Below are 14,078 nucleotides of genomic sequence, written 5' to 3' on the forward strand. Positions count from 1 at the left end.
TGAGGCTTTTGTAACGAGGACGGGCCGGCGGCGCGTCAGTCCGCCAGCAGACGGGCGCGCGCCTCGGCGAACAACCGGCCGGCATCGGCCTGATCCCGATGCACGCCGTGCTGCACGCGGCACGTGCCGCCCGTGCGGACTTCCGCTAGTGTCTCATGCCCGTGGCTGGCGAACACGTGGGTCGCCAGCGCCTGGGTGCCATCCAGCCCGGCCAGCGTCGGGTGCTGGCCGTCCAGCACGATGAAGTCGGCACGCTGGCCTGCCGCCAGCCCGGCCACCGGCCGCGCCGCGGCCTGCGCGCCGCCGGACACCGCTTCCAGCCACAGCCGGTCCGCCACCTGCGGGTGCGCGGCCGACGCCAGCACGTTGCGGCGCTGCAGGCCCAGCCGCTGGCCGTATTCGAACGTGCGCAGTTCCTCGGCCACGCTGACGCTGGCATGGCTGTCCGAGCCGATGCCCCACGCGCCCTGCTGCGCCAGGTACGGCGCGGCGTCGAACACGCCATCGCCCAGGTTGGCCTCGGTGGTCGGGCAGATGCCGGCCACCGCGCCGCTGCGCGCCAGCCGGCGCCGCTCGTCCCAGTCCATGTGCGTGGCGTGCACCAGGCACCAGCGCGCGTCCACGGACGCATGGTCGAGCAGCCATTGCACGGGCCGCACGCCGGTGGCCGCCAGGCAGTCGTCCACCTCCTTCTGCTGCTCGGCGATGTGGATATGCACCGGCGCCGTGGCGTCCATTGCGTGCAGCGCGGCCACCGCCTGCGCCAGGCTGCGCGGCGGCACCGCGCGCAGCGAATGCGGCGCCAGCCCCAGCCGCGCGCCATAGGCGGCGCAGTGCGGCGCCAGCCGTTCCAGCAGCGCCAGCATGGCATCGGTATCGTGCAGAAAGCGGCGCTGGTCGGCCTGCGCGGGCTGCTCGCCAAAGCCGGCGGTCTGGTACAGCACCGGCAGCAGCGTCATGCCGATGCCGGCGGCCTGCGCGGCGCGCAGCAGCCGCAGCGACATTTCGGCCCGGTCGGCATAGGGCCGGCCGTCCGGATCATGGTGGACGTAGTGGAATTCGCAGACGCTGGTATAGCCCGCGCGCAGCATTTCGATATAGAGCTGCGTGGCGATGGCTTCCAGCGCATCGGGCCCCACGCGCAGCGCAAAGCGGTACATCAGCGTGCGCCAGCTCCAGAACGAATCGGCGCCGGCCGGATCGTCGCCGTCGGGCGACACGGTGCGGTACTCGGTCAGCCCGGCAAATCCGCGCTGGAACGCATGCGAGTGCAGGTTCGGCATGCCCGGCAGCACTGGCCCCGCCGCCTGCGGCACGCCGGGCGCGGGCGCGGCGCCGGCCATCACGCTGGTGAACGCGCCCTGCGCATCCCATCCCAGCAGCACGTCGCGGGCCCAGCCATCGGGCAGCAGCGCGTCGCGCGCGAACAGTTGGCCGGCGTTCATCGGAACACCCTGCCCCGCCGCACCACGCCGGCACACGGATTGCGGCCGAACCAGTACGCGAGTTCCGCCGGCGATGCCACGCGCCAGAGCGCAAAGTCGGCGGCGCGGCCGGGGGCCAGGCAGCCATGCCGGTCGGCCGCGCCCAGCGCACGCGCGGCGTGCGTGGTGACGCCGGCCAGTACCTCCGGCACGGTCATGCGGAACAGCGTGCAGGCCATGTTCATCATCAGCAGCAGCGACGTGGTGGGCGACGTGCCCGGGTTGTGGTCGGTCGAGATGGCGACCGGCACGCCGTACTGGCGCAGCAGCGCCAGCGGCGGCAGGTGCGTGTCGCGCAGGAAGTAGTAGGCGCCGGGCAGCAGCACGGCCACGGTGCCGGCCTGGGCCATCGCGGCCACGCCGGCTTCGTCCAGGTGTTCGAGATGGTCGGCCGACAGCGCGCGGTGCCGCGCGGCCAGCGCCGCGCCGCCCAGGTTGCTCAGCTGTTCGGCATGGACCTTGACCGGCAGCCCGTGGCGCGCGGCGGCGTCGAACACGCGCGCGGTCTGCGCCGGCGAGAAGCCGATGCCCTCGCAAAACGCATCCACCGCGTCAACCAGCCCCTCTTCGGCCAGCGCCGGCAGCATCGTGCCGCAGACCAGGTCGATATAGTCGTCGGCGCGCCCCGCGTACTCGGGCGGCAGCGCGTGGGCGCCCAAGAACGTGGTGTGGACGGTCACGCCGAACGCTTCGCCCAGTTGCCGCGCTACGCGCAACTGCTTGCGCTCGGCGTCCAGCGACAGCCCGTAGCCGGACTTGATCTCGATGGCCGTCACGCCCTCGGCCAGCAGCGCCTGCAGCCGCACGGCCGACTGCGCGAGCAGCGTGGCCTCGTCGGCCTCGCGCGTGGCGCGCACGGTGGACACGATGCCGCCGCCGGCGCGCGCGATGTCCTCGTAGCTGGCGCCGGCCAGCCGCATCGCGAACTCGTCGGCCCGCTGGCCACCGTAGACCAGGTGCGTGTGGCAATCGACCAGCCCAGGCGTGATCCACGCCCCGCCGGCGTCGTGGCGGTCCAGGTGCGCAAAGTCGCCCGGCAGCGCGGCGTGCGCGCCGACCCAGGCCACCCGGCCATGCTCGACGACCAGCGCGCCGTCGCGGATCGCGCGGTCCGGGTCGCCGTCGGGCAGCAGGTGGCAGTGATGCCAGACGCCGTCGGCGGACGGCGCGTCGTGGATGTTCATCGGTCCCGCTCCCCAAGCAAGGTCACGCGCAGGCACAGCGCGGAAGGTTCGGCCGGTTGCCAGGCGATGGCCGGCAGGCCGGCCGGCACCAGCATGCCCGCGCCGGCCGCCAGCCGCTGGCCGTCGCCGGCCTGCCACGCGCCGCGCAACGCCAGCAGCAGCACGGTGGCATCGGCGCCATCGGCCCCATCGGCCGAACCGGTCGTGAATGGCGCATGCATCGTCGATAGGTCGGCGCGACAGGTGCCGCGCCGGGTCATCACGTTGAAGTCGCGCGTGGGGCCGTCCACCAGCGTGGCGTGCACGGCCGTGTCGCCGGAGAACGCGAACGGCTCGCCCACGCGCACGAGCTTGTGGCAGAACGAGTCGTCGTGCGCCTGCAGGTGCACGCCCGCGCCTTCCATCAGCACGATCTGGCGGTCGATGCCCGGAAAGGCCGAGAACGGGCCGTCCGTGGCGATGTCGGCCACGCTGATCCGCCAGTCGAAGGTGTCCATGCCCGCGCCGGGCGGCCACACGGCAATCTCGCGCGTGCTGCCGCCGCCGTTCTTCCACGGCGTGGGCGCGATGGCGTCCAGCGTGAACGGCGTGGCGCGCATCAGCGGTTCACCATCGGCAGGTTCAGGCCCTTTTCCTGCGCGCAGGCGATGGCGATGTCGTAGCCCGCGTCGGCATGGCGCATCACGCCCGTGGCCGGGTCGTTCCAGAGCACGCGTGCGATGCGGCGGTCGGCGGCCTCGGTGCCGTCGCAGACGATGACCACGCCGGCGTGCTGCGAGAACCCCATGCCCACGCCGCCGCCGTGATGCAGGCTGACCCACGTGGCGCCGCCGGCCGTGTTCAGCAGCGCGTTGAGCAGCGGCCAGTCGGACACCGCGTCGGACCCATCGCGCATCGCCTCGGTCTCCCGGTTCGGCGACGCCACCGAGCCGCAGTCCAGGTGGTCGCGCCCGATCACGACCGGCGCCTTCAGTTCGCCGTTGCGCACCATCTCGTTGAACGCCAGCCCGGCGCGGTGGCGCTCGTCCAGCCCCACCCAGCAGATGCGCGACGGCAGGCCCTGGAACGCGATGCGGTCGCGCGCCATGTCCAGCCAGCGGTGCAGCGGCTTGTCGTCCGGGAACAGCTCCTTCATCCTGGCGTCGGTCTTGTAGATGTCCTCGGGGTCGCCCGACAGCGCCACCCAGCGGAACGGCCCCTTGCCACGGCAGAACAGCGGGCGGATATAGGCCGGCACGAAGCCGGGGAAGTCGAACGCGTTCTGCACGCCTTCCTCGAACGCCACCTGGCGGATGTTGTTGCCGTAGTCAACGGTCGGCACGCCCATCTGCTGGAAGGCCAGCATCGCCTGCACGTGCTTGACGATGGACTGGCGCGCGGCGGCCTCGACGGCCTTCGGGTCGCGCACGCGCAGGTCTTCCCACTGCGCGACAGTCCAGCCTTCGGGCAGGTAGCCGTTGATGACGTCGTGCGCCGACGTCTGGTCGGTCACGATGTCCGGCCGCATGCCACCGGCCTGCGCCCGGCGCGCCAGTTCCGGGACGATCTCGGCCGCGTTGCCGAGCAGGCCCACCGAGATGGCCTGGCCCTGCCGGGTGGCCGACTCGATCATCGCCAGCGCCTCGTCGAGCGTGGTGGCCTTCTTGTCCAGGTAGCGCGTGCGGATGCGGAAGTCGATGCGCGACTCCTGGCACTCGATCGCCAGCACGCACGCGCCGGCCAGCACGCCGGCCAGCGGCTGCGCGCCGCCCATGCCGCCCAGCCCGGCGGTCAGGATCCACTTGCCGGTCAGGTCGCCGCCATAGTGCTGGTTGCCGGCCTCGACGAACGTCTCGAACGTGCCCTGCACGATGCCCTGCGTGCCGATGTAGATCCACGAGCCGGCCGTCATCTGGCCGAACATCATCAGCCCGGCGCGGTCCAGTTCGTTGAACTTGTCCCAGGTGGCCCAGTGCGGCACGAGGTTGGAGTTGGCGATCAGCACGCGCGGGGCGTCGGCATGGGTGCGGAACACGCCCACCGGCTTGCCCGACTGCACCAGCAGCGATTCGTCCTCCCCCAGCCGGCGCAGGCTGTCCAGGATGGCGTCGAAGCATTCCCAGTTGCGCGCGGCCTTGCCGATGCCGCCGTAGACCACCAGGTCCTGCGGGCGCTCGGCCACGTCGGGGTCGAGGTTGTTCTGGATCATGCGGTACGCGGCCTCGATCAGCCAGTTCTTGCAGTGGAGCTTGCTGCCGCGCGGGGCGCGGATCTCGCGCTGGCCGCGCGCGGTGTCGGTGAATTGGCGTTCGTTGGCGTTCATGGCGGTCTCGTGTCTCTGCGAAGGGGTTCGGATGTCAGGCTGCGGCGTTGGTGGGCAGGATGTCGCGGACGGCGGGGGGCCAGCCGGCGCCGGCGTCGCCCTGTACCACCCACTGCTTCATCGCCTCGATGTCGGGCGCCAGGTAGCGGTCCTGCTCGACAAACGCCACGCGGCTGCGGATGCGGGCCAGTTCCTGCTCCACCAGCGGCGACGACTTGAGCGGGCGGTGGAATTCGATGCCCTGCGCGGCCGCCATGGCCTCGATGCCGACGATCACGGCCGTGTTGGCGGCCATGTCGCCCAGGCGGCGGGCGCCGTAGGTGGCCATCGACACGTGGTCTTCCTGGTTGGCCGACGTGGGCAGGCTGTCGACGCTGGACGGGTGCGCCAGCGACTTGTTTTCCGACGCCAGCGCCGCCGCCGTGACCTGCGCGATCATGAAGCCCGAGTTCAGGCCGCCATCGCGCACCAGGAACGGCGGCAGGCCGGACAGGCCCGTATCGAGCAGCAGCGCCAGCCGGCGCTCGGAGATCGCGCCGATTTCGGCGATGGCCAGCGCCAGGATGTCGGCCGCGAAGGCCACCGGCTCCGCGTGGAAGTTGCCGCCCGACACCACGTCGCCCTGCTCGGAGAAGACCAGCGGGTTGTCCGACGCGGCGTTGGCCTCGATGCGCAGGATGCGGGCGGCGTGCGCGAGGTTGTCCAGGCAGGCACCCATCACCTGCGGCTGGCAGCGGATCGAATACGGGTCCTGCACGCGGCCGCAGGTCTTGTGGGAGTCGACGATGTCGCTGCCGTCCAGCATCGCACGCACGGCGCCGGCCACGGCGATCTGGCCGGCCTGGCCGCGCGCCGCGTGGATGCGGGCGTCGAACGGCTTGACCGAGCCCTTGATGGCTTCCAGCGACAGCGCGCCGGCCACCAGCCCGGCGGCGAAGGTGTCCTCGGCCGCGAACAGGCCAGCCAGCGCCAGCGCGGTGGACACCTGGGTGCCGTTGAGCAGCGCCAGCCCTTCCTTGGGCCCCAGCGTGAACGGCCGCAGCCCCGCGTGTTCCAGCCCCTGCGCGGCCGGCACGCGGCGGCCATCGACCAGCACGTCGCCCACGCCGATCAGCGTGCACGACATATGCGCCAGCGGCGCCAGATCGCCCGACGCGCCGACCGACCCCTTGGCCGGGATGCACGGCGTGACGCCGTGGTTGGCCAGCGCCAGCAGCGCCTCGATCAGTTCGGGACGCACGCCCGAATGGCCGCGCGCCAGGCTCACGGCCTTGATCGCCAGGATCAGCCGCACGGTGTCCGGCGCCAGGTCGGGGCCGGTGCCCACGCTGTGCGACAGCACCAGGTTGCGCTGTAGCTCAGCCAGCTTGTCGTGCGCGATGCGCGACTGGGCCAGCTTGCCGAAGCCGGTGTTGATGCCGTAGACCACGGCGTCGGCGTCGATGATGTCCTGCACGGTGGCCTGCGCGGCGCGCACGCCGGCCCAGGCGGCGTCGGCCATCGCCAGGCGCACTTCGCCACGATGGATGCGGCGCAGGTCGTCCAGCGTCACGTGGCCGGGGTTCAGGGTCAGGAGGGGGCGGGAATCTGCGGTCATGTTGCGGCGCCTCGGGTAGTGGCTTGTTGTATGAGCCTGTCTATACAGGTTAGTCGAAAAATAAACCCGTGGACCGGTTTCTGGCCGGCCCTCGGGCTTCTTGTCCTAGCCGAAGGCGGGATTGCCGTCGGCGCGAAAGCGGCTGCCCAGCCGGTACCGGTTGCCGGGATGCAGGCATCGCACGAACGTGACCGGTACGCCACTGGTCCACGTGCGGCGCGTCAGCAGCAGGCACGGCTGGGTGGGCGGCATTTCCAGCTGCGCGGCCTGCTCGGGCGTGGCGGCGATGGCGTCGACCACATGCTCGACCTGGTCGTACGGCACGTTGCGCAGCAGGTATTCGCCGGGCTGGGTATCGGCAAAGTCCTGCGTGATGAAATCGGGCGCCACGCGCGGGTTCACGTAGCGGTCTTCCAGCTGCACCGGCACGCCGTCCTCGCGGTGAATGCAGATCGAGTGGTAGACCGATTCGCCGGTGCGCAGCTCCAGCGCGGCGGCCACCTCGATCGACGCGGACACGCGCTCCACCAGGATCACGTCGCACGCATAGTCGTGCCCGCGCATGCGGATCTCGTCCTGCAGGTTGACCACCGACAGCAGCGTGGACTGCGGCTTGTGCTCGGCCACGAACGTGCCCACGCCGGCCACGCGCACCACCCTGCCCTGCTCCGACAGCTCGCGCAGCGCACGGTTGACCGTCATGCGCGACACCGAGAACCGGTTCACCAGCTCCTGCTCGGACGGCACGCGGTCGCCCGGCTGCCACGCGCCGCTCTGGATCTGGCGCGCGATGTATTCCTTGACCTGCTGGTACAGCGCGGCCGGGGCGTTGGAGGCGGGGGCGGGCGCCGCGGGGTGGGCTGCCGGATGGGCGGACGAATTCATGGATGGGTCTGCGGGCTGCCCGGTCAGTGTTCGGCCGAAGCCATGGCCTCGGCGCGAATCTCCTCGGTGAGCCGTGCCTTGAGCACGGAGAACTCGGGCGACGTCTTGATCGTGTAATGGCGCGGATGGGGAAAATCCACCGCGATCTCGCTCTTGATCCGACCGGGCCGCGCGGAAAAGACCGCCACGCGGTTGGCCATGAAGATGGCCTCGTCGATATCGTGCGTGACGAATAGTACCGTCTTGCGGTGCGATTCCCAGATGCCCAGCAGCAGCTCCTGCATCAGCACGCGCGTCTGGTTGTCCAGCGCGCCGAACGGCTCGTCGAGCAGCAGGATCTTCGGGTCGTTGGCCAGCGCGCGCGCAATTGCCGTGCGCTGCTGCATGCCGCCCGACAACTGCTTCGGATAGTGCTGCTCGAAACCGCGCAGCCCGACGCGCGAAATAAAGAAATCGCTACGCTCCTTCTGCTCGGCCAGGCTCATGCCGCGCTCGCGCAGGCCAAAGCGGACGTTCTGCTCGATGGTCAGCCACGGAAACAGCGTGTACGACTGGAACACCATGCCGCGGTCGGCGCCGGGGCCGGCCACGGGCTGGCCGTCCAGCAGCACCCGGCCGCCGCTGGGCGCATCGAGCCCGGCCACGATGCGCAGCAGCGTGGACTTGCCGCAGCCCGACGGACCCAGGATCGTCACGAAATCGTTGTCGCGCACCTCGAAGTCCACCGGCAGCAGCGCCTGCGTGCTGCCCCCGTTCGGATTGGCGAAAGTACGAGAAACCTGCTGGATCGACAGCGCGCTCATTTGATCGAACTCCACGGGAACAGGCGCTGGTTGGCCAGCTTGAAGACAAGGTCGGACACCAGCCCGATGCAGCCGATCACGATGATGCCGAAGATGATCTGGCCAGTGTTCAGCAGCGCCTGGCTGTCGGTGATCATGTGGCCGATGCCCGACGACGAGCCGATCAGCTCCGCCACGATCACGTAGGTCCAGGCCCAGCCCAGCACCAGCCGCAGCGTCTCGGCAATCTCGGGCGCCGCGCCCGGAATCAGCACGCGCCGGACGATGCCGCGCGGCGTGGCGCCCAGCGTGTAGGCCGCCTCCACCAGGTCCTTGCGCGCGCCGCCCACGGTCACCGCCACCATCAGCACGATCTGGAAGAACGAGCCGATGAAGATGACCAGCAGCTTCTGCGTCTCGCCGATGCCGGCCCAGAGGATCAGCAGCGGGATGAACGCCGATGCCGGCAGGTAGCGGCAGAACGACACGAACGGCTCGAAAAACGCCTCGGCCGCCTTGTACGACCCCATCAGGATGCCCAGCGGCACGGCCAGCACGGCCGCCAGCACGAAGCCGCCCACCACGCGCCAGACCGTCATGCCGATGTCGCCGATGAAGCCGTACTGCGTGAACAGCAGCCAGCCTTCGTTGGCCATCGTCAGCGGATCGGCCAGGAACGTGCGCGACACGAATCCGCCCAGCGTGGCGGCCGCCCAGACGCCAAGGAACAGCACGAAGAACGACAGGCCGAGCATCCAGCGGGCCCGCGACGACACGGGCACCAGCGGCGACAGCCACGGATGGCGGGCGCGCGGCGCGCAGTCGGCCGCCGCGGCGACGATGGGCGCGGGCGCCTGCGTGGTGGAGGCTTGCGACATCGTGGCCTCCCGCTTACTTGAGGAACCGGGCGTCATAGAGCGCCGTCACGTCGGGCACCTGGCGGATCACGCCGATGTCCTTGAGCACGTCGGCCGCTTCCTTGCTGAAGCTGGCCAGCTCGCCCGAGAAGAATTTCTGGTTCGCCGCCTTGTCCTGCCAGCGCAGGTACGACGACGATTTGGCAAACTGCTCGCCGGTCTGCTTGACCGCCGCGCCCATGATCTCGTTGGATTTTTCCGGCTCCTTGCGGATCAGCTCCAGCGCCTCGAAGTAGCTGTCGACCAGCGCCTGCGCGGCCTTGGGATTGTCCTTGAGCCACTTGGGCGCGCAGCCCAGCGTATCGGTCACCATCGGATAGTCGAGCGTGGTGGCCAGGATGCGGCCCTTGTCCGGGTTGGCGCGCACCGTGGACAGGTACGGCTCGTAGGTCATCGCCGCGTCGTTCTGGCCGGCCACGAACGCCTGCGCGGCGGCCTGCGGCGACAGCGTGGTCAGCTTGACGTCCTTCAGCGTCATGCCGTTCTTCTTCAGCATCCACGCCAGGCCGAAGTACGGCGCGGTACCCGGCGCATCGACGCCGATGGTCTTGCCCTTGAGGTCGGCAAACGACTTCACGTCGCCGCGCACGGCCAGGCCGTCGGCGCCGTACGACTTGTCGAGCTGGACGATCTGCGTAATCGGCACGCCATTGGCATTCCACGCCACGTGCGTCTCGACCGTGGTCGCCGCGCACTGGATCGCGCCCGAGGCCAGCGCCAGGTGCCGGTCCTTCTGCGGGATCATCTTGATCTCCACGTCCACCCCGTGCTTCTTGAAGATGCCGGCCTTGTCGGCCAGCGACAGCGGCGCGAAGCCGGTCCAGCCGCTCATGCCGATGGCAACCGGCGTGTTCTGGGCCTGGGCCGGGGCGGCGGCCAGCGTGGCGAATGCCAAGGCGGAAAGGGTCAATGCGGCGCGGCGGTGCAGCTTCATGCTGTCGGCTCCCGTTGGGTCTTTTCTGGATGTGGGTCCCGTCTCCTGGACCAGGCGGCGCTGTGTCCGCGCTCGGCCTGACGGGCACTCTAGCAAACCTGTATATACAAGACCAACCCGGTGTTTACCCCGGGCGCCGGCAAAGTGCATCGTCCGCTATGCGGGTGCTGGCGCCCTTTCTGGGTGCATCAGCGGGTGGCGGTGCACCGGGTGGAAGCATGGACATCCGTCCGGCGCACCGTGGCTGTATAGACAGGGTGGCGTGACGGAAGCGTGGCAAGTGTCGTGCCTGGGGAGCAAACCAGCCAGCGGGCGCCGCTCAGCGATCGAAGAACGCCGCCACGGTCGGATACCGCAGCCTGAGCCGCAGCTCGCGCTTCAGCCGGCGGTTGTCCAGCCGGCGGGATTCGCTCATGAAGCTCAGCAGCGTGGGATCGATGGTCTCGCGGGCCTGCTGCCGGCTGATGCGGGGCGGGCGGGGCAGCCCCTTGCGGTCGGCCACGAGGTCGAAATAGTCGGCCATGCGCAGTTCGGTGTCGTCGCTGGCGTGGACCACCCGCTGGGGCCGGCCGCGCCAGAGCGCGGCGATCATCGCGCGCGCGAGGTCGTCGGCGTGGATGTGGCTGGTGTAGACGTCGTCCTGCGGCGCCAGCGCCGGGGTGCGCTTGTGCAGCCGCGCCACGGGCAGGCGGTCGTCGGCATAGATACCCGGGATGCGGACGATGCTGGCGCGCCAGCCGGCGTCGCGGCCGAACGCGCGCACCGCCGACTCCGCCGCCACGCGCCGGCGCGCGCGGGCGGTCTGCGGGCGTACCGCGTGGAATTCCTGCACGCGGGCGCCGCCGCGGTCGCCGTAGACGCCGGTCGTGCTGGCGTAGACGAAGGCCCCGTTGGCCCGATGGCGCGCGGACGCTTCGAACGCGCGGTGCCAGCCCCGCTCGGGTAGAATGGCGGCCTCGCCGGGGCCGGGGCCGAAGCGTGCAGTGCGCGCCCGGCGCCACGCGGTGCGCCGCAGGGCGGCCAGCAAGGCCCGTGTGCGCGGATCGCCCTCGCCCAGGCCGGGCGGCGGCGCCAGGTTGATGACCCGGTCCGCCAGGCGCGACAGCCGCGCCAGCGTGGCGGGACGATCCAGGTCCGCCACCAGCGGCACCGCGCCGGCCGCGCGCAGCTCGGCCCGCCGGGCCGGTTGCGACGTGACGGCGAACACGCGCATGCGCGTGGCCAGCTCCCGCAGGATGCGGGTGCCCACGTCGCCGCAGCCCACGATCAGCAGGCGCGGCCGGCCGAGCCGACGACGCCGGACGCCCCGAGGGGAAGACAACGCCGCTTGCGGCGACAGAATTTGGTTCATAGACCCGATTATGGCTTATCAAGTTACCGTCATGCCGAGTGGCCACAAGTTCGAAGTGGCCGCCGACGAAACCATCCTGGGCGCCGCGCTGCGCCATAGCATCGGCCTGCCCTACGGCTGCAAGAACGGCGCCTGCGGGTCCTGCAAGGGCCGTGTCGTCGAAGGCACGATCCAGCAGGGCGACCACGCTGCCTCGGCACTGACGGCGCAGGAAAAGACCGAGGGCCGCGCGCTGTTCTGCTGCGCCAACGCCACGTCCGACATCACGATCGAATGCCGCGAGGTGCATGGCGCCGGCGACATCCCCATCAAGAAGATCCCGTGCCGCGTCAGTACCATGGAACGGCTGGCCGATGACGTGATCGCGATCAAGCTCCAGTTGCCGGCCACCGAGCGCATGCAGTTCCTGGCCGGCCAGTACGTGGAATTCCTGCTGCGCGACGGCAAGCGGCGCAGCTACTCGATTGCCACGCCGCCGCACGAGGAAGGCCCGATCGAACTGCACATCCGCCACATGCCCGGCGGCGCGTTCACCGACTACGTGTTCGGCGCCAAGGAAGGCATGCCGGCGATGAAGGAGCGCGACATCCTGCGCTTCGAAGGCCCGCTGGGCAGCTTCTTCCTGCGCGAGGAATCGGACAGCCCGATCATCCTGCTGGCGTCGGGCACCGGCTTCGCGCCGATCAAGGCCATCGTCGAGCACGCCGCCTACACCGGCATCACGCGACCGATGACGCTGTACTGGGGCGGCCGCCGCCCGCAGGACCTGTACATGCACGCGCTGTGCGAGCAGTGGGCGCGCGACCTGCCGAACTTCCGCTACGTGCCCGTGGTGTCCGACGCCCGGCCGGAAGACAACTGGACCGGCCGCACGGGCTTTGTCCACCAGGCCGTGATCGCCGACCATCCGGACCTGTCCGGCCACGAGGTCTACGCCTGCGGCGCCCCGGTCATGGTCAACGCCGCCCGGGCCGATTTCACGGCCCAGTGCCGGCTGCACGAGGACGCGTTCTTTGCCGATTCGTTCACGTCCGAGGCCGACCTGCACCCGGCCGGGGCCGCCTGACGCGCGGGCCGGGCCGTTCCGCCGACACAACAATGCCACCCGGGTCTGCCAAATTTCGCTTTGACACCCGGACGCATGCGTCTTATATTGGCCGCCATGAACACCGCCATCCTCCGACGCCGCGCTCGTACGTTGCTCCCCTCCGGGGTGCCGCGCGGCTGACCGTCGACAGCGTCTGTTCAGGTCAACAAGCCACGGGCATCCCCCGTGGCTTTTTGCTTTTGTCCGTCCATCGTTTCATGCCGACCCCAGGAGTCCGCCATGGCATTTGCCGAGTATCCCGTCCAATCGCTGATGTACATCACCAACCGCCCCGAACTGGTCTTCACGGAAGGCAAGGGATCGTGGCTGACGGACCATAACGGCAAGCGATACCTGGACTTCGTGCAAGGCTGGGCCGTCAACGCGCTGGGCCACTCGAACGAGGGCATGATCCAGGCGCTGGAGCAGCAGGCGCGCAAGCTGCTGAACCCCAGCCCGGCGTTCTACAACGAGCCGATGCTGAAGCTGGCCCGCCAGCTGACCGACAACAGCTGCTTCGACAAGGTCTTCTTTGCCAACAGCGGCGCCGAGGCCAACGAGGGCGCGATCAAGCTGGCGCGCAAATGGGGCCGCAAGCACAAGAACGGCGCGTTCGAGATCATCACGATGGACCACAGTTTCCACGGCCGCACGCTGGCGACGATGAGCGCGTCGGGCAAGGCCGGCTGGGACACCATCTTCGCGCCGCAGGTGCCGGGCTTTCCGAAGGCCGAGCTGAACAACCTGGCATCGGTGGAAAAGCTGATCACCGACAAGACCGTCGGCATCATGCTGGAGCCGGTGCAGGGCGAAGGCGGCGTGATCCCGGCCAGCCGCGAGTTCATGCAGGGCCTGCGCGCGCTGGCCGACAAGCACAAGCTGCTGTTCATCGTCGATGAAGTGCAGACCGGCTGTGGCCGCTGCGGCACGCTGTTCGCGTACGAGCTGTCGGGCGTGGAGCCGGACATCATGACGCTGGGCAAGGGCATTGGCGGCGGCGTGCCGCTGTCGGCCCTGCTCTGCAAGGCCGACGTGGCCAGCTTCGAGGCCGGCGACCAGGGCGGCACCTACAACGGCAACCCGCTGATGACGGCCGTCGGCAGCTCGGTGATCGCCCAGTTGACCGCGCCGGGCTTCCTGGACGACGTGAAGGCCAAGGGCGCCTACCTGCGCGAGCAGCTGCTGGCGCTGTCGGCCGAGTTCGGCCTGGGCGGCGAGCGCGGCGAGGGCCTGCTGCGCGCGCTGGTGCTGGGCAAGGACATCGGCCCGCAGATCGTGGAAGAAGCCCGCGAGATGAACCCGACCGGCCTGCTGCTGAACGCCCCGCGCCCGAACCTGCTGCGCTTCATGCCGGCCCTGAACGTGACGCGCGAGGAAATCGACCAGATGATCGGCATGCTGCGCGAGCTGCTGAAGAAGCTGGGCTGAGCCTGAGCCTCGGCCGGAGTGGTCCGGCAATGAGAAACGCCTCGCGGTTGCGAGGCGTTTTTTTTGGTGCTTGCCGACGGCCCTTGCAGCTTGTACTGCCCGCCCTCTCCCCTGGCCGCTTTCGCGC

The 14,078-nt window shown here is 70.0% G+C and carries 12 protein-coding genes; 2 read left to right on the forward strand and 10 right to left on the reverse strand.

All coding sequences use genetic code 11. The features are described from left to right. Positions 1-35: 35 nt before the first annotated feature. From QTN24_RS02960 to QTN24_RS03005, 10 genes are all read right to left on the reverse strand, one after another. Entirely contained in the window at positions 36-1,445 is a 1,410-nt protein-coding gene (locus QTN24_RS02960; protein ID WP_313835258.1) for a formimidoylglutamate deiminase, read from the reverse strand. After that, the gene (gene hutI / locus QTN24_RS02965) at positions 1,442-2,668 is read right to left on the reverse strand and encodes an imidazolonepropionase (RefSeq protein WP_313835259.1); all 1,227 of its coding nucleotides are present in this window, start codon (positions 2,666-2,668) and stop codon (positions 1,442-1,444) included. The genes QTN24_RS02960 and hutI overlap by 4 nt, the downstream gene beginning before the upstream one ends. Continuing rightward, on the reverse strand, positions 2,665-3,267 hold the full coding sequence (locus QTN24_RS02970; protein ID WP_313835260.1) for a HutD family protein: 603 nt from the start codon (positions 3,265-3,267) through the stop codon (positions 2,665-2,667). The genes hutI and QTN24_RS02970 overlap by 4 nt, the downstream gene beginning before the upstream one ends. Further along, positions 3,267-4,970, reverse strand: a complete 1,704-nt coding sequence (gene hutU / locus QTN24_RS02975) for a urocanate hydratase (RefSeq protein ID WP_313835261.1) — start codon at positions 4,968-4,970, stop codon at positions 3,267-3,269. Before hutU ends, QTN24_RS02970 begins: the two co-directional genes overlap by 1 nt. 34 nt (positions 4,971-5,004) lie before the next feature. Then, positions 5,005-6,567, reverse strand: a complete 1,563-nt coding sequence (gene hutH / locus QTN24_RS02980) for a histidine ammonia-lyase (protein ID WP_313835262.1) — start codon at positions 6,565-6,567, stop codon at positions 5,005-5,007. A 105-nt stretch (positions 6,568-6,672) separates the two neighbouring features. Next, complete coding sequence (hutC, locus tag QTN24_RS02985; RefSeq protein ID WP_124683386.1) at positions 6,673-7,452, reverse strand: histidine utilization repressor; 780 nt, start codon at positions 7,450-7,452, stop codon at positions 6,673-6,675. 23 nt (positions 7,453-7,475) lie between these two features. Then, positions 7,476-8,255: an ABC transporter ATP-binding protein gene (locus tag QTN24_RS02990; protein ID WP_124683385.1), complete on the reverse strand. Its 780-nt coding sequence runs from the start codon at positions 8,253-8,255 to the stop codon at positions 7,476-7,478. Next, positions 8,252-9,112, reverse strand: a complete 861-nt coding sequence (locus tag QTN24_RS02995; RefSeq protein ID WP_313835263.1) for an ABC transporter permease — start codon at positions 9,110-9,112, stop codon at positions 8,252-8,254. The genes QTN24_RS02990 and QTN24_RS02995 overlap by 4 nt, the downstream gene beginning before the upstream one ends. A gap of 13 nt (positions 9,113-9,125) precedes the next feature. Then, the gene (locus tag QTN24_RS03000; RefSeq protein ID WP_313835264.1) at positions 9,126-10,085 is read right to left on the reverse strand and encodes an ABC transporter substrate-binding protein; all 960 of its coding nucleotides are present in this window, start codon (positions 10,083-10,085) and stop codon (positions 9,126-9,128) included. Positions 10,086-10,404: 319 nt separating this feature from the next. Continuing rightward, the gene (locus QTN24_RS03005; protein WP_313835265.1) at positions 10,405-11,436 is read right to left on the reverse strand and encodes an NAD-dependent epimerase/dehydratase family protein; all 1,032 of its coding nucleotides are present in this window, start codon (positions 11,434-11,436) and stop codon (positions 10,405-10,407) included. Between the two features lie 10 nt (positions 11,437-11,446). Here QTN24_RS03005 and QTN24_RS03010 point away from each other — a divergent pair, with 10 nt between their 5' ends. Both QTN24_RS03010 and QTN24_RS03015 read left to right on the forward strand, forming a co-directional pair. Continuing rightward, a complete protein-coding gene (locus QTN24_RS03010) occupies positions 11,447-12,502 on the forward strand; it encodes a CDP-6-deoxy-delta-3,4-glucoseen reductase (RefSeq protein ID WP_313835266.1) in 1,056 nt (351 codons plus the stop codon). 261 nt (positions 12,503-12,763) lie between these two features. Continuing rightward, positions 12,764-13,951 carry an acetylornithine transaminase gene (locus QTN24_RS03015; RefSeq protein WP_124683380.1) on the forward strand — a complete coding sequence of 396 codons (1,188 nt, stop codon included), beginning with the start codon at positions 12,764-12,766 and terminating at the stop codon, positions 13,949-13,951. Positions 13,952-14,078 lie beyond the last annotated feature (127 nt).

Origin of the sequence: Cupriavidus sp. SZY C1 (assembly GCF_032190535.1) — a bacterium.
Classification (GTDB): domain Bacteria; phylum Pseudomonadota; class Gammaproteobacteria; order Burkholderiales; family Burkholderiaceae; genus Cupriavidus; species Cupriavidus pauculus_C.